16 protein-coding genes are annotated in these 14,866 nt (G+C 75.0%); 8 read left to right on the top strand and 8 right to left on the bottom strand.

Annotated elements, in window-relative coordinates; all coding sequences use genetic code 11:
- Window positions 1-133: 133 nt before the first annotated feature.
- The 4 genes from GCU56_RS10745 (at window position 134) to GCU56_RS23445 (ending at window position 4,271) form a co-directional block, all read left to right on the top strand.
- A complete protein-coding gene (locus GCU56_RS10745; protein ID WP_163481728.1) occupies window positions 134-1,183 on the top strand; it encodes a TIGR03885 family FMN-dependent LLM class oxidoreductase in 1,050 nt (349 codons plus the stop codon).
- 27 nt (window positions 1,184-1,210) lie between these two features.
- The gene (locus tag GCU56_RS10740; protein WP_163481727.1) at window positions 1,211-1,735 is read left to right on the top strand and encodes a GNAT family N-acetyltransferase; all 525 of its coding nucleotides are present in this window, start codon (window positions 1,211-1,213) and stop codon (window positions 1,733-1,735) included.
- 70 nt (window positions 1,736-1,805) lie between these two features.
- Window positions 1,806-3,476 carry an alpha-amylase family protein gene (locus tag GCU56_RS10735; RefSeq protein WP_163481726.1) on the top strand — a complete coding sequence of 557 codons (1,671 nt, stop codon included), beginning with the start codon at window positions 1,806-1,808 and terminating at the stop codon, window positions 3,474-3,476.
- Between the two features lie 102 nt (window positions 3,477-3,578).
- Window positions 3,579-4,271, top strand: coding sequence for a hypothetical protein (locus GCU56_RS23445; protein ID WP_204331878.1), 693 nt, complete (start codon window positions 3,579-3,581; stop codon window positions 4,269-4,271).
- A gap of 6 nt (window positions 4,272-4,277) precedes the next feature.
- Here GCU56_RS23445 and GCU56_RS10725 read toward each other — a convergent pair whose 3' ends face one another.
- The 4 genes from GCU56_RS10725 to GCU56_RS10710 form a co-directional block, all read right to left on the bottom strand.
- A complete protein-coding gene (locus GCU56_RS10725; RefSeq protein WP_163481725.1) occupies window positions 4,278-5,045 on the bottom strand; it encodes a TSUP family transporter in 768 nt (255 codons plus the stop codon).
- The gene (locus GCU56_RS10720; protein ID WP_239522091.1) at window positions 5,042-5,782 is read right to left on the bottom strand and encodes a hypothetical protein; all 741 of its coding nucleotides are present in this window, start codon (window positions 5,780-5,782) and stop codon (window positions 5,042-5,044) included. The genes GCU56_RS10725 and GCU56_RS10720 overlap by 4 nt, the downstream gene beginning before the upstream one ends.
- A gap of 47 nt (window positions 5,783-5,829) precedes the next feature.
- On the bottom strand, window positions 5,830-6,606 hold the full coding sequence (locus GCU56_RS10715; RefSeq protein WP_163481724.1) for a TSUP family transporter: 777 nt from the start codon (window positions 6,604-6,606) through the stop codon (window positions 5,830-5,832).
- A gap of 149 nt (window positions 6,607-6,755) precedes the next feature.
- Entirely contained in the window at window positions 6,756-9,296 is a 2,541-nt protein-coding gene (locus GCU56_RS10710; protein WP_163481723.1) for a DEAD/DEAH box helicase, read from the bottom strand.
- A 162-nt stretch (window positions 9,297-9,458) separates the two neighbouring features.
- Between GCU56_RS10710 and GCU56_RS24600 the strand changes: the two genes are divergently transcribed.
- Together GCU56_RS24600 and GCU56_RS10705 are read left to right on the top strand one after the other, a co-directional pair.
- Window positions 9,459-9,593: a hypothetical protein gene (locus tag GCU56_RS24600; protein ID WP_275585824.1), complete on the top strand. Its 135-nt coding sequence runs from the start codon at window positions 9,459-9,461 to the stop codon at window positions 9,591-9,593.
- A 98-nt stretch (window positions 9,594-9,691) separates the two neighbouring features.
- Window positions 9,692-10,549 (top strand): glucose 1-dehydrogenase, encoded by an 858-nt coding sequence (locus GCU56_RS10705; RefSeq protein WP_345771771.1) that lies wholly within the window; start codon window positions 9,692-9,694, stop codon window positions 10,547-10,549.
- A gap of 66 nt (window positions 10,550-10,615) precedes the next feature.
- On the opposite strand, the gene mmuM is transcribed toward GCU56_RS10705, so the two are convergent.
- A complete protein-coding gene (mmuM, locus tag GCU56_RS10700) occupies window positions 10,616-11,521 on the bottom strand; it encodes a homocysteine S-methyltransferase (protein WP_163481722.1) in 906 nt (301 codons plus the stop codon).
- A gap of 58 nt (window positions 11,522-11,579) precedes the next feature.
- Here mmuM and yidD point away from each other — a divergent pair, with 58 nt between their 5' ends.
- Window positions 11,580-12,110, top strand: coding sequence for a membrane protein insertion efficiency factor YidD (gene yidD / locus GCU56_RS23935; protein WP_239522090.1), 531 nt, complete (start codon window positions 11,580-11,582; stop codon window positions 12,108-12,110).
- 9 nt (window positions 12,111-12,119) lie between these two features.
- Here yidD and GCU56_RS10690 read toward each other — a convergent pair whose 3' ends face one another.
- The gene (locus GCU56_RS10690) at window positions 12,120-12,737 is read right to left on the bottom strand and encodes a hypothetical protein (RefSeq protein ID WP_163481721.1); all 618 of its coding nucleotides are present in this window, start codon (window positions 12,735-12,737) and stop codon (window positions 12,120-12,122) included.
- Between the two features lie 71 nt (window positions 12,738-12,808).
- Between GCU56_RS10690 and arfB the strand changes: the two genes are divergently transcribed.
- Window positions 12,809-13,249: an alternative ribosome rescue aminoacyl-tRNA hydrolase ArfB gene (arfB, locus tag GCU56_RS10685; protein WP_163481720.1), complete on the top strand. Its 441-nt coding sequence runs from the start codon at window positions 12,809-12,811 to the stop codon at window positions 13,247-13,249.
- On the opposite strand, the gene GCU56_RS10680 is transcribed toward arfB, so the two are convergent.
- Together GCU56_RS10680 and GCU56_RS10675 are read right to left on the bottom strand one after the other, a co-directional pair.
- Entirely contained in the window at window positions 13,221-14,501 is a 1,281-nt protein-coding gene (locus GCU56_RS10680; protein ID WP_345771770.1) for an RNA polymerase sigma factor, read from the bottom strand. The genes arfB and GCU56_RS10680 overlap by 29 nt on opposite strands.
- The gene (locus GCU56_RS10675; protein WP_163481718.1) at window positions 14,495-14,848 is read right to left on the bottom strand and encodes a YciI family protein; all 354 of its coding nucleotides are present in this window, start codon (window positions 14,846-14,848) and stop codon (window positions 14,495-14,497) included. The genes GCU56_RS10680 and GCU56_RS10675 overlap by 7 nt, the downstream gene beginning before the upstream one ends.
- Between the last annotated feature and the right edge of the window lie 18 nt (window positions 14,849-14,866).

The raw sequence follows: 14,866 nt of genomic DNA, 5'->3' as shown, positions 1-14,866 counted from the left end.
GGGCGATCGCGGCCGCCCACGGGAGAGCGGGCTCCTCCCAGGGGCCGCACGGGTACGCACTCCTTGCTCGATGGGAACCCGGGGGAGCGACACCTCCAGGTAGAGGCGCGGTGGGCAGGGGTAGGGCACCCGCATGACGGTCATCGGCTTCCACAACTCGCACGAGCAAGTCCACCCCGCGGCCCTGCTGTCGGCCGTCCAGCACGCGGAGCAGGTGGGCTTCACCGCGGCGATGTGCTCGGACCACCTCACGCCCTGGAATCCGCGCCAGGGGCACTCGGGCTTCGCGTGGTCCTGGCTGGGTGCAGCGCTGGCGACGACCGGCCTCCCCTTCGGTGCGGTCAACGCCCCCGGGCAGCGCTACCACCCGGTGATCATCGCCCAGGCGGTCGCGACCCTCGGCGCGATGTTCCCTGGCCGCTTCTGGGTCGCCCTGGGCAGCGGCGAGGCCATGAACGAGCACGTCACCGGAGACAAGTGGCCCCGCAAGGAGCTGCGCGACGCCCGGCTGCGGGAGTGCGTCGACGTCATCCGCGCCCTGCTGGCCGGCGAGGAGGTGAGCCACGAGGGCCTGGTCACCGTCGACCGCGCCCGCGTCTACACCCTGCCGGAGCAGCAGCCGGCGCTCATCGCCCCCGCGGTCAGCGTCGAGACCGCTCGACGGGGGGCCGACTGGGCCGACGGCCTGGTCACCATCAACCAGCCGCACGACAAGCTCCGCGAGATGATCGCCGCCTACCGGGACGCCGGAGGGCAGGGGAAGACGATCATCCAGGTGCACGTCTCGTGGGACCCCGATCCGGACCGCGCCCTCGGCCAGGCCCACGACCAGTGGCGCAGCAACGTCTTCCCGCCCCCGCTGTGCTGGGACCTCGACAGCCCCGAGGCCTTCGAGCAGGCCAGTGCGCACGTGACCCCCGAGGGCGTGACCGACGCCGTCCGTGTCTCCGCCGACCTCGGCCAGCACGCCGCCTGGATCGCCGAGTACGTGGACCTCGGCTTCGACGACGTGTACCTGCACCAGGTGGGCGGCGACCAGATCGCCTTCCTCGACGCGTTCGGCGAGAAGGTCCTGCCGCGGCTCGACGTCACGGCCCCGGCCCCGGCCGTGGCGATCGACCAGCCCGGTCCGGCCGGCGCGCGCCGCCCGGAGCAGGCACCGCAGCCGGTCGGGACCGCCTGAGCCCGAGCCGCACTAGGGTGCGCCCGCGTGGACGTCACCGTGCGGGTGCTCAGCGAGGACGACGTCCCCGCCCTCACCCGGCTGCTGGTCGCCAACCGGGAGTTCCTCGCGCCGTGGGACCCCGAGCGCCCCGAGGAGTACTTCACCGAGGCACGCCAGCGCGCCGACGCGCGTCGCGCCCTCGACCAGCACGCGCACGGCGCGGCCCTGCCGGGCGTGGTGCTCGTCGACGGCGAGCCGGCCGGGCGGGTCAACGTCAACAACGTCGTCCGCGGGGCCTTCCTGTCCGGCGACCTCGGCTACTGGGTGAGCCAGCACCTCACCGGGCACGGCGTCGCGTCGTCCGCGGTCGCCGCGATGGTGCGCCTGGCCTTCGGCGACGCCGGCCTGCACCGGTTGCAGGCGAGCACCCTCGTGCACAACTCGGCCTCCCAGCGGGTGCTGCGGCGCAACGGGTTCGAGCGGATCGGCTTCGCGCCGGGATACCTGCGCATCGCCGGGCGCTGGCAGGACCACCTGCTCTTCCAGCTGCTGTCCGAGCCGCCGGCCTGACCCGGCGGGTCGCCTCCGGCCCCGGGGTGCGGTAGGGACGACGGCACGCCCCCGAGGAGAGGACGCCGCCATGCGGATCACCGACACGAGCGACCTGTGGTGGAAGACCGCGGTCGTCTACTGCCTGGACGTCGAGACCTACCTGGACTGGAACGGCGACGGCTGTGGTGACTTCGCCGGCCTGGCCCAGCGGATCGACCACCTCGCCGACCTCGGCGTGACCTGCCTGTGGCTCATGCCCTTCTACCCGACGGCCGAGCGGGACGACGGCTACGACATCACCGACTTCTACGGCGTGGACCCGCGGCTGGGCACCCACGGCGACCTGGTCGAGGTCATCCGGACGGCGAACGACCGCGGCATGCGGGTCATCGCCGACCTGGTGGTCAACCACACCTCCGCCGAGCACCCGTGGTTCCAGCGGGCGCGCCAGAGCCGGGACGACCCCTTCCACGACTTCTACGTCTGGCGCGACGACGAGCCGCCGGACACCTCCGACCAGGTCGTCTTCCCCGACCAGGAGGACAGCATCTGGACCTACAACGAGCCGACCCAGGAGTGGTACCTGCACCGCTTCTACAAGGAGCAGCCCGACCTGAACGTGGCCGACCCCCGGGTCCGCGACGAGGTCGCCAAGATCATGGGTTTCTGGTTGCAGCTGGGCCTGTCGGGCTTCCGCGTGGACGCCGTCCCGTTCTTCCTGGAGACGCAGGGGGACCAGGACGACCGGTTCCCCGAGCCGCACCAGTACCTGCGCGCGCTGCGGTCCCTCCTCGGCCGCCGCACGGGGGACGGCATCCTGCTCGGCGAGGTGAACCTGCCGCACGAGCAGCAGGTGACCTTCTTCGGCGGTGAGGACGGTGACGAGCTGACCATGCTCTTCGACTTCATCGGCATGCAGGCGCTCTACCTCTCGCTGGCCCGCACCGACGCGGCGCCCCTGGGCAAGGCGCTGGCACAGCGGCCGGCGGTCAGCCCGGACAGCCAGTGGGCCACCTTCGTGCGCAACCACGACGAGCTCACCCTCGACAAGCTCTCCGACGACGAGCGGCAGGAGGTCTTCGCCGCCTTCGGCCCGGACGAGGACATGCAGGTCTACGGCCGCGGCCTCCGCCGCCGGCTGCCGCCGATGCTGGACGGCGACCCGCGGCGCATCCGCATGGTCTACAGCCTGCTGTTCTCCCTCCCCGGCACCCCGGTGCTCTTCTACGGCGAGGAGATCGGCATGGGGGAGGACCTCGACGCCGAGGGCCGGCTCGCCGTCCGGACGCCGATGCAGTGGACCTCCGGCCCCAACGGCGGCTTCTCCACCGCCGATCCCGACGCGCTGCCCGGCCCGGTGGTGGACGGCGGCTTCGCACCGGAGTTCGTCAACGTCGCCGACCAGCGGCACGACCCCGACTCGCTGCTGTCGTTCATGAAGCTGCTGATCCGCCGGTACCGGGAGTCCCCGGAGCTCGGCTGGGGCACCTACTCGATCCTCGAGCAGCCGCATCCGGAGGTGTTCGCGCACCTGTGCAGCTGGGACGACGGGACCCTCGTCGCGGTCCACAACCTCGGGCCGGAACCTCGGGTGGTGCCGCTGGCCCTCGACGACTGCGGGGCCGACCACCGGCTGGTCGACCTGCTGCAGCCCGGCGAGACGCCGGTGGGGGAGGAGGGTGCGGTGGAGCTCACCCTCGACGGCTACGGCCACCGCTGGCTCCGGGTGGTCGCACCGGGTAGCCGCCGCCTGGTCTGAGCGTGGTGGGGCGGCCTGTCTCCCTGTCGACACGGAGACAGGTCGACAACCCGCCCGGGGAGGTCCCGGGAGGTGTCGGTGCGGGCGCCTAGCGTGGGGGTGATGTCCGAGGCCCCGCGCACCCCGAACCAGTCGACCACCGAGCTGCCCGCCGTTCCGCCCACCGGCGCGACCGCCGTCGGCGCGTCTCCTCCTGCCGGCGCGGACCCCGCCACCGGACCGATCCCGGTGATCGCGCCGCCGGGACACCCCACGCCCGCCGATGCGTCCCCCGCCGGGACCGCGCACGCCGGGACCGCGCACGCCGGGACCGCGCACGCCGAGACCCCGCCCGCCCCGCCGTCACCCACCTCGTCATCGCCCGCCGCGGCCGACCCGACGCCGGCCGGCGGGCTGCCCGAGGGCCACCAGCCGACCGCCCCGGTGACCAGCCGGCCACGGGTCGGCCCGCGCCGGGTCAGCCCGCTCACCCGGATGGGGCCGTGGGCGCCGGTGGCCGGCGCGGTGGTCGGGCTGCTCGCCGGACTGCTCGTCGTCCTCCTGCTCGGCGGCGTCGCCGACGCGTTCAGCGAGCGGCTCGCCCTGGTCTTCCTGACCGTGGGCCTGACCATGCTCGGGGCGTCCGGTGCGCTGCTGGCGGACGAGGTGCGGCTGGTCCGACGGGGTGCCCGTGAGGCGACCATCCGCCCAGCCTGGGTCGAGGCGACGGCGAACCTGCTCAACGGCCTCACCCCGGCCCGGCTGCTGCTGCTGGCCAGTGCGTTCGTGCTCTTCCTGGCCGCCTACGTCAGCTGAGCCCGGTCACGTGTAGGCCTGCACCGCCAGGTGCACCGCCAGGCCGAGACCGGCGATCGCGATGACCCGCCGCAGCGCCGTCTGCGGCGCCCGGCGCACCACGCTCGGCCCCAGACGCCCGCCGACCAGCAGTCCGAGCGCCAGGGGCAGTGCCGCCGACCAGGCGACCGGTGCCAGCACGACGAACCCGACGGCCGCCACGGCGTTGGCGATGCCCAGGACGACGTTCTTCAGGGCGTTGCCGCGCGGCAGGCCCTCGCCGGTCGTCAGCAGGTACATCGCCAGCATCATCACGCCGGCCGCGGCGCCGAAGTAGCCGCCGTACACGGCGACGGTGAAGGTGCCGACGGGCAGCCACCAGGGGTCCCGGTGCGCCGGGTGCTCGCGCGCCCCCTCGGCGGCCAGCTGCCCGGGCGGTCGCTGGAGCAGCAGCGCGAGGGAGGCACCGGCGATCAGCCAGGGCACGATCCGCTCGAACGCCTCCGAGGGTGTGAGCAGCAGCAGCGCGGCTCCGGCCGCGCCGCCGAGCACGGCCCCGGCCGACAGCCGCAGCAGCCGCCGTCCCTGCCCGCGCAGCTCCGGCCGCGAGGCGCTGACCGAGCCCACGCTGTTGAGCACGAGCGAGACCGTGTTGGTGACGTTGGCGGTCACCGGCGGGAGACCCGTGGCCAGCAGCGCCGGGTAGCTGATCAGTGACGCCAGCCCGGCGATGCTGCCGGTGAGCCCCGCGCCGATGCCGGCGAGCACGAGGAACGCGAACTCCAGTGGGGTCACCCGGCCTCGTCCCCGGCGACCCGGTCCTCCCACAGGTCGCCGGGTGCGAGCCGGCCGCCGACGATGTCCTCGGCGACGTCGTCGACGACCCGGCCGGATGCGAGCGCCGCCGCCTGCATCACGGCGATGGCGTCGGGGCCGTCCAGGTCGTACTCCACGCCGACGAGCCCCATGGCCTGCCACACCTGGGCACGACGGCGGGCGTCCGGCCCGTCGAGCCACCCGCTGCCGTCGTCCGGGAAGTCCGGGCCGGTCACCGTCAGCGCCAGCTCCTCGGTCGTGCAGCGGGCCACCTCCCTGACCGGGCCCGGGTCGAGCCGGGTGAGCGCGGAGGGCTCCCGCACGTAGAGGTCGAGCACCACCAGCGGCCCGAGGGGTGGGGGGAGCGGCACCGACAGCACCGCCCGGTACGGGGTGTCGGTGGAGATCGCGGCCCACAGCGCGGGCCAGTTGCGCTCGAGGTCGTCGGGGTCGAAGGCGATCGTCGCGCCGTCGTCGTGGGCCCGCAGGCAGGGGCCGTCGCCGAGGGTGAACTGCAGGCGCTCGGCGTGCGCGGTGGTCGCGTCGCTCGAGCCGATCGGGGTCTGCAGCGCGCCGACGTGCAGGCTCAGCGCCGCGCCGTCCACGCCGAGGGCCACGGCGCACGCGCGGGCCAGGCGCGCCGGGAGCAGCGCGGGTGGGGTGAGCTCCGTGGGCGAGTCGTGCATGGCCCGGTCGAAGCGCTCGACTGCCGTCATGCCGACCAGCTTGCCGCCTCGGCCCCTGCGTTCCTCGACCCGGGGCGTCAGCGGGTCAGCAGCACGGCGATGGCGACGCAGCCGAGGACCACGATCGCCGTCCGCAGCACGGCCGAGGGCAGCCGGCGGCCGTACCGGGCGCCGAGCCAGCCGCCCACCAGCGCGCCGCCGGCGACGAGGGCGGCGGCCGCCCAGTCGACGCGGTCGGTGGCGACGACGACGTAGGCGCCGGCGGCGACGGCGTTCACCGCGAGGGTCAGCACGTTCTTGATCGCGTTGAGCCGCTGCAGCGGCTCGCGCAGCAGCAGCCCGAAGATGCCGATCTGCAGCACGCCCTGGCTGGCTGCGAAGTAGCCGCCGTAGCTGCCCGTGGCGTACGCGCCGGCAGCGAGGGCGGCCAGCCGGCCCCGCCCGATCCGCTGCGGGCCGTCGTCGGCCCGGCGGCGCGTCAGAGCGCGCTGCAGGACCGGCTGCGCCGCCACCAGGACGACGGCCAGGCCGACGAGCACCGGCACGACCGCCTCGAAGCTGGCCGCCGGGAGGTGCAGCAGCAGGAAGGCACCGGTGAGCGCGCCGAGCACCGACGCCGGGAGCAGCCGCAGCAGCAGGCCCCGCTGGCCGGCGAGCTCGCGCCGGTAGCCGATCGAGCCGGTGAGACCGCCCGGGACGAGGCCCAGCGAGTTGCTGATCGTCGCGGTGAGCGGCGGCAGCCCGACGGCGAGCAGCACCGGGAACGTGACCAGCGTGCCCGAGCCGACGACCGCGTTGATGCCGCCCGCGGCCAGCCCGGCCGCGGCGACCGCGACCATCTCCCACGCCGTCACCCAGCCGCCCCCGTCGCCGCCACCGTCGCCTCCGCCTCCGCCTCCGCCTCCGCCGTGATCATGGGGTTCTCGCCGTCCCGCTCGGCGCGTCCTCCCGTGTCGCCGGCGCGAGCCCCATGGTCAACGCCGGCAGGGGGGTGGCACCCGGTTCAGTCCTTGCGGCCGGCCTCGACCAGCCGGAGGACCACCGCGCCCTCCTCGTCGGAGGCCTCGAGGTCGACCTCCACGTCGAAGCCCCAGTCGTGGTGGCCCGCGGGGTCGTCGAGGACCTGCCGGACCCGCCAGAGGCGCGGCTCCTTCTCGATGACCAGCAGGGCGGGCCCGCGGGCGTCGGCGCCGGTGCGCACCTCGTCGTGCTCGGCGAAGTAGGCCTGCACCACCGCACCCCATCGCTCGCCGTCCCAGCCGGAACCGGAGTCGAGCTCGCCGAGGTCGTACCAGCGGCGGCGGGCCCACAGCTCCACCCTGCGGAACAGCGCGTTGCGCACCATGGCCGTGAAGGCGCGCTCGTTGCCGGTGAGCGGCCGGGGCCGGGCCGGGACGGCGACCGGCGCGTCCAGCGGCTGGTCCGGGCTGGTCAGCTGCTCCCACTCGTCGAGCAGGCTGGAATCGACCTGCCGCACCAGCTCGCCCAGCCACTCGACCAGGTCGGTGACCTCCTCGGTGCGGGCGGCGGCGGGCACCCCCGACCGCAGCGCCTTGAACGCGTCGGAGAGGTACCGAAGCACCGCACCCTCGGCGCGGGTCAGGCCGTAGGTGTTGACCAGCTCGCGGAACGTGAACGCGTTCTCCCACATGTCGCGGACCACGGACTTCGGCGACAGGTGCGCGTCGGCGGCCCACGGGTTGCTGCGCACGTAGACCTCGAAGGCGTGCCCCAGCAGCTCCTCCAGTGGCTTGGGGTACGTGATCCCCTCGAGCAGCTCCATCCGCTCGTCGTACTCGATGCCCTCGGCCTTCATCTGGGCGACCGCCTCGCCCTTGGCCTTGTTCAGCTGGGCGGCCAGGACCTGCCGTGGGTCGTCCAGCGTCGCCTCGATGACGCTGACGACGTCCAGCGGGTAGGTGTCGCCGGCCGGGTCGAGCAGCTCGATGGCCGCCAGCGCGAAGGTCGACAGCGGCTGGTTGAGCGCGAAGTCCGGCGGCAGGTCGATCACGAGGTCGTACCGGCGGCCGTCCGGCTCGGGCTCGGGCAGGCGCTCCAGGACGCCGGCCTGCAGCAGCGAGCGGGCGATGCCGATCGCCTCGCGGACGTGCCGCAGCTGCCGCTTGCGCGGCTCGTGGTTCTCGGTGAGCAGCCGCCGCATCGCGACGAACGGGTCGCCTGGCCGGTCGACGACGTCCAGGACCATCGCGGTGGTCACCCGCATGTTGCTGGTCAGCGGCTCGGGCGCGGCCGCGACGAGCCGGTTCATCGTCGCCTCGCTCCACGGCACCATGCCCTCGGGCACCTTCCGGCGGACCAGCTTGCGCCGCTTCTTCGGGTCGTCGGCGACCTTCGCGAACTGCTTGAGGTTCTCCACCTCGTGCTCGGGCGCCTGGACGACGACGGTGCCCGCGGTGTCGTACCCCGCCCGGCCCGCGCGCCCGGCGATCTGGTGGAACTCACGGGCGTTGAGCAGCCGCGTGCGGGTGCCGTCGTACTTGGAGAGGGCGGAGAAGACGACCGTGCGGATCGGCACGTTGATGCCGACCCCGAGGGTGTCGGTGCCGCAGATGACCTTGAGCAGGCCGGCCTGGGCCAGCTGCTCCACCAGCCGCCGGTACTTGGGCAGCATCCCGGCGTGGTGGACGCCGATGCCGTGGCGGACCAGCCGCGACAGCGTCGTCCCGAAGGCCGAGGAGAACCGGAAGCCGCCGATCAGGTCGGCGATCGCGGCCTTCTCCTCCTTGGTGGCCACGTTGACGCTCATCAGCGCCTGCGCCCGCTCCAGCGCCGACGCCTGGGTGAAGTGGACGACGTAGACCGGCGCCTGGCGGGTGTCGAGCAGGTCCTGGATCGTCTCGTGCATCGGCGTGGTCGCGTAGTAGTGGTGCAGCGGCACCGGGCGCTCGGCGGAGGCGACCAGCGCAGTGGGCCGGCCGGTGCGGCGGGTCAGGTCCTCGCGCAGCGTCGTGACGTCGCCGAGGGTGGCGCTCATCAGCAGGAACTGCGCCCGCGGCAGCTCCAGCAGCGGGACCTGCCAGGCCCAGCCACGGTCGGGGTCGCCGTAGAAGTGGAACTCGTCCATGACGACGAGACCGATCTCGGCGTCCGCGCCCTCGCGCAGCGCGATGTTGGCCAGCACCTCGGCGGTGCAGGCGATGATCGGCGCGTCCCGGTTGACCGCCGCGTCGCCGGTGAGCATCCCGACGTTGGCCGCGCCGAAGACCCCGCAGAGGGCGAAGAACTTCTCGCTGACCAGCGCCTTGATCGGTGCGGTGTAGAAGCTGCGCCGGCCGGCCGCCAGCGCCGCGTACTGCGCGCCGGTGGCCACGAGCGACTTCCCGGAGCCGGTCGGGGTGGCCAGGACGACGTTGGCGCCGCTGACCAGCTCGATCAGCGCCTCCTCCTGCGCGGGGTACAGCGGCGTGCCGCCCGCCTCGGCCCAGGCGGCGAACGCGGCGAACAGCTCGTCGGGGTCGGCGCCGCGGGCGCGGAGCGCGGCCAGGTCGGTCGGGTCGTCGAGCAGGGGGGCGGTGGCGGTCATCGTGGGGGACAGCGTGCCCGATGCGCCGTCCCTTCCCGGGGGCCGCCCTGCGGCGCCACCACCGGCCCGGCCGATCACGATCCGGTAACGACCGCTCCAGCAGCGGGTCTGGACGGCCGATCCTGGTCGAAGGTGAACAACAGGTGAACGGGAGGTGGCGACATGATGCGTGACACGGGATGTCCGGAGTGCCGCTGGACGACGGTGACGGACGAGTCGGGACGACGGCGGCTGGAGATGCGCTGGCAGCTGCCGATCGCCGCCCCGGCGAGGACGTCGGTCCTGCGGGCCGCCTGACCGCCGGGTTCCGCACGGCGCGAGCCGGGTAGGCGGCGGGGAGGACGCCCGGGCCGGAAGGGCCCGGGCGCACCCGCGACCCGCACCGGAGGAACGACGTGTCGTCACCACGCCCCGAGTCCCAGCCCGCCCAGCAGCAGGACGTCCCCGGCACGCTGGGTGAGATGAGCCCCAAGCCCGACCACGGCGAGGAGACCTACCGCGGCTCCGGGAAGCTCACCGGCAAGGCCGCGGTCATCACCGGCGGAGACAGCGGCATCGGCCGCGCGGTCGCCATCGCGTTCGCCCGGGAGGGCGCCGACGTGCTGATCTCCTACCTGAACGAGCACGAGGACGCCGAGGACACCAAGAAGTACGTCGAGGAGGCCGGGCGCAGGTGCGTGCTCGTCCCCGGTGACCTGGCCGATCGCGCGCACCAGAAGACGATCATCCCCGCGGCGGTCGAGGCGTTCGGCAAGGTCGACGTCCTGGTGAACAACGCCGCCTTCCAGATGAGCCACGACTCGCTGGACGAGGTCTCCGACGACGAGTGGGACCACACGCTCGCGGTCAACCTCACCGCGATGTTCACGCTCTGCAAGGACGCCATCCCGCACATGTCGCCGGGCGCGTCGATCATCAACTCCTCGTCGGTGAACTCCGACAACCCGAGCCCCAACCTGGCGCCCTACGCGATGACCAAGGCCGGGATCGCCAACTTCACCGCGTCGCTGGCGCAGATGCTCGCCGAGAAGGGGATCCGGGCCAACAGCGTCGCTCCGGGTCCGGTGTGGACGCCGCTGATCCCGGCGACCATGCCCGAGGAGAAGGTGGAGAGCTTCGGCCAGCAGGTCCCGATGGGTCGCGCCGGGCAGCCGGCCGAGCTCGCCCCGGTCTACGTGCTGCTCGCCAGCGACGAGGCGTCCTACGTCTCCGGCGCCCGCGTCGCGGTGACCGGAGGCAAGCCCATCCTCTGAGGGAGGACCCCGCTGCCCCTCACCGCTCGCACGCTCGCGGCGGGCCCCTGCAACGGGGCCGTTCCCTCACGTCACCACGGCGGCGGCGAGGGCGGCGACGTCGGCCGGGCCGACCCGGCAGCAGCCGCCGACCAGGCGGGCGCCGGCGGCGGTCCACGCCGGGACGTCGTCGACCGGGAGGCCGGGGGTGCCGGTCCAGCGGCGGGCGACGGCGTCCCAGCGCTCGCCGCGGTTCGGATAGGCGACCAGTGGCTTCCCGGCCGACGCCGCCGCGGCCAGGGACGGCCCGACGGCCGACGGCGCCGTGCAGTTGACCCCCACGGCCAGCACCTCGCCGACGCCGGCGGCCATCGCGAAGACGTCGGCGGCCCGCTCGCCCCGGCGGGTGCGGACGACGCCGCCGGCGTCGACGACCGTCGTCAGCGACAGCCAGACCGGCACGCCCACCGCCTCGGCCTCGCGCAGCAGCGCCTCGGCCTCCGCCGCGGCGGGCACGGTCTCGCAGGCCAGGACGTCGGCGCCGGCCTCGGCGAGGAGCTCCATCCGCGGCCGGTGGAAGGCCCGCAGCTCCGCCACGCCCACCGAGCCGACGTAGCCGCCGGTGTACTCGGAGCCGTCGGCCAGCACCGCCCCGTACGGCCCGACCGACCCGGCGACCCAGCAGCCGGGTGCGCCCCGGCGGGCCAGCCGCACCGAGCCGGCGATCAGCGCCCGCGCCTCGGCGGCGGCCACGCCGACCGCGGCGAGGCCCTCGACCGAGGCCTGGTAGCTCGCCGTCGTCGCCACCTGGGCGCCGGCGGCGGCGAACGCGGCGTGCGCGGCCACGATCGCGTCGGGGTCGGTGCGCAGCAGCCGCGCCGACCACAGGGCCGAGGAGAGGTCGTGCCCCTGGGCCTCGAGCTGGGTGGCGAGACCGCCGTCGAGGACGACGGGCCCGGCGGCCAGGGCCGTGGCCAGGGAGGAGGCGGGCATGCCGCCGATCCTCCCCGGTCGTCTCGCGGGCCGGCCCGTCCGCCCGCAGGATCGGCGCATGGTCTTCATCTGGAGCAGTGGCTGGGGTCCTCGCCGGCGGCGCCGGCACCGCGGCCTGGGTCCCGGCTACGGCCCCGGCTACGGGCAGGGCTTCGGCGGCTACGGCGCGCCGATGCCGGGCTACGGCGGCTACGGGCGGCGGTACCGCGGCGGCTACGACCGCAACGACTCCTGCCTGCGGGACCTGCTGTTCCTCAACACCGGCTGCTGCCTGGCCAACGCGATCGGCTGCGGCATCGACGGGCTCTTCCTCACCCCGACGACGCTGCGGCACGTGCACGTCGCCGGCACCGGGGAGCGCGGGACGCGGGTGCGGGACCGGCTGGTCGCCGCCGTCCGCGTCTACCAGCGCGAGATCAGCCCGCGCCGGCCGCCGTCCTGCCGGTACGAGCCGACCTGCTCCGCCTACGCCGTCACCGCGCTGGAGGAGCACGGCGCGGGGCGCGGCTCGTGGCTGACCGTGCGCCGGCTGGCCCGCTGCCGCCCCGGTGCCGCCGGCGGACCGGATCCGGTGCCGGCCGCGGCCTGAGGACGCGGCTCAGCGCGCGGTCGCCGCGGGGCGGTCGCCCGGGGTCAGGGTGAGCAGCGTCGCGACGGCGAGCGGTCCGACGCCGAACAGGATGGCGCCGTAGAGCCCGCCGGCGAGGGCGGTCAGCACGCCCGTGCTGCCGTCGGTCAGCGCCGAGCCGAGCGCGACCAGGGGCACGGTGACCACCCCGGTGCCCACGGCGGCCCGCAGCTGGACCGCCCGGCCGTGCCGGCGACCGGCCAGCGCGACGACGAACGCCGGGACGAAGGCGAACAGCCAGTCGAAGACCGGGATGACCGGTCCACCGGTGTCGTTCAGGGCGGCGAGGAACAGGTCGTGCCAGACCAGCGCCGCGGCCGCCACCACGGCCATCGCCCACCACGCCCCCGTGGCCAGGGGCGAGCCGAGCGTCGCGGGGCGCACCAGGACGGCGGCGACGACCAGGCAGAGGGCCGCGCCGCCGGCCACGAGGAGCAGCAGGGACGGCGCCACGTCCGCCACCTGCCAGCCGGACGTGGTGCGGTCGGGCACCGGCCAGCCCAGTGCGCCGGCGAGCCCGGCCGCGACGGTGAGCGCTCCCGCCACACCGGCGATCAGCAGCGGCGGTCGGGGCACGGGGGCCGTCATGCGCGGCAGCGTCCCACGCGTCCGCCCCCGTCCAGCCGCGCGTCGCGCGACGCGTCGGCGAGACTGGACGGGTGCCGACCACCGACGACGCCTCCGCGGACCTGCCGGTCACCGGCTCGCTCGTCGTGCCGGCGTCGGCACTGGGCTGGCGGTTCTCCCGATCGTCGGGGCCCGGTGGGCAGGGCGTGAACACCGCCGACTCCCGGGTCGAGCTCTCGGTGAGCCCGCTGTCGTTGCCCGGGCTCACCGAGACGCAGCGGCAGCGGCTGACGCAGCGGCTGGCCGGCCGGCTCACCGACGGCGTGCTGACCGTCGTGGCCAGCGAGCACCGGCAGCAGCTGCGCAACCGGCAGGCCGCGCGCGAGCGGCTGGCCGCGGTGCTGCGGGCCGCGCTGGCCGCACCTCCGGCCGCCCGGCGCCGCACCAGGCCGACCCGCGGGTCCCAGGAGCGGCGGATCCAGGCCAAGAAGCAGCGCGGGGACCTCAAGAAGCAGCGCCGGCAGCGCGACTAGGACCTCCCTCCCCAGGACCCGCCCGCCCCAGCTCCGCTCGCCGGCGCTCCAGGAAGGCCCGCTCGGCCGCGTTGCCGGCCAGCGCGATCGCCGCGCGGTAGGCGGTGTCGGCCTCCGCCGCCCGCCCCAGCCGGCGGAGCAGGTCGGCCCGGACGGCGGGCAGCAGGTGGTGCCCCGGCAGGTCGAGCTGCTCCACCAGCGCCAGACCCTCCGCCGGCCCCGCCAGCTCGGCCACCGCGACCGCCCGGTTGAGCGCCACCATCGGGCTCGGTGCCAGCGCGGTCAGGTGGTCGTAGAGGGCCACGACCTGCGCCCAGTCGGTGTCGGCGGTGGTCCGGGCGTCGCTGTGCACCGCCTGGATCGCCGCCTGCAGCTGGTAGGGCCCCGGCGCGTTCCGCCGCAGGCAGCGGCGGACGAGCGCCTGCCCCTCGGCGACGAGAGCGGCGTCCCACCGTGCCCGGTCCTGCTCGGCCAGGGGCACCAGGTCGCCGTCCGGTGACACCCGGGCCGGGCGGCGCGACTCGACCAGCAGCATGAGCGCGAGCAGGCCGGACACCTCGGGCTCGTCGGGCATCAGCTCGGCCAGCTCCCGGCCGAGCCGCACCGCCTCGGCGCACAGGGCGGTCCGCACCAGCGCCTCGCCCGAGCTGGCCGTGTGCCCCTCGGTGAAGACGAGGTAGACGACGGCGAGGACGCCGCGCAACCGGTCGGGCAGGTCGGCCTCGGCCGGCACCCGGTACGGGATCCGCGCGGCCCGGATCTTGGCCTTCGCCCGCACCAGCCGCTGCGCCATCGTCGCCTCCGGGACGAGGAAGGCGTGCGCGATCTCGGCGGTGGTCAGCCCGCCGACCAGCCGGAGGGTCAGGGCGACGCGGGCGGCGGGCGCCAGCGCCGGGTGGCAGCAGGTGAACAGCATGCGGAGCCGGTCGTCGCGCACGGCGCCCTCCTCGGGCGGTGGGGCCGGGTCGGCCAGCAGCGCGGCGGCGCGGTACCGGTCGACCCGGGTGGACTCGCGGCGCAGCCGGTCGATGGCCCGGTTGCGGGCGGTGGTGACGATCCAGCCGGCCGGGCTGGGCGGCACCCCGTCCTCCGGCCAGCGGGCCACGGCGGTGACGAAGGCGTCCTGCACCGCCTCCTCGGCGGCGTCGATGTCGCCGAGGAGGCGGGTCAGGACGGCGACCGCGCGCCCGTACGCCTCGCGGAAGACGCGCTCGACCTCCGCGGTCGGGGTGGTCCCAGGCGGGTTCAGCACCCCGGGCCGTCGTACAACGGCCGCACCTCGATCGGCAGGGTGATCGCACCGGCCAGCTTGCGTCCCCATCCCAGCGCGGCGTCGAGATCCGGGGCCTCGATGACGGTGAACCCGCCGACGTGCTCCTTGCCCTCCAGGTAGGGCCCGTCGGTCAGGAGCACGTCGTCCCCGGTCACCCGCGCGACGGTGGCCGTCTCCGGAGGGTGCAGGCCGCCCGCGAAGACCCAGACGCCGGCCTCCCGCATCTCCCGGTTGACCGCGTCGAGGTCGCGCATGATCGGTTCGAGCACCTCCGGCGCCGGCTCGCCCCCGTCGGGCTGGTAGATCGTGAGCAGGTACTGCGGCATGGCTTCCTCCTCGGTCCG

This window comes from Geodermatophilus sabuli, from assembly GCF_010686765.1.
Lineage (GTDB): Bacteria > Actinomycetota > Actinomycetes > Mycobacteriales > Geodermatophilaceae > Geodermatophilus > Geodermatophilus sabuli_A.
Note: the sequence above shows the minus strand (reverse complement) of the source record. Positions and strands in the feature narration are given on the sequence as shown.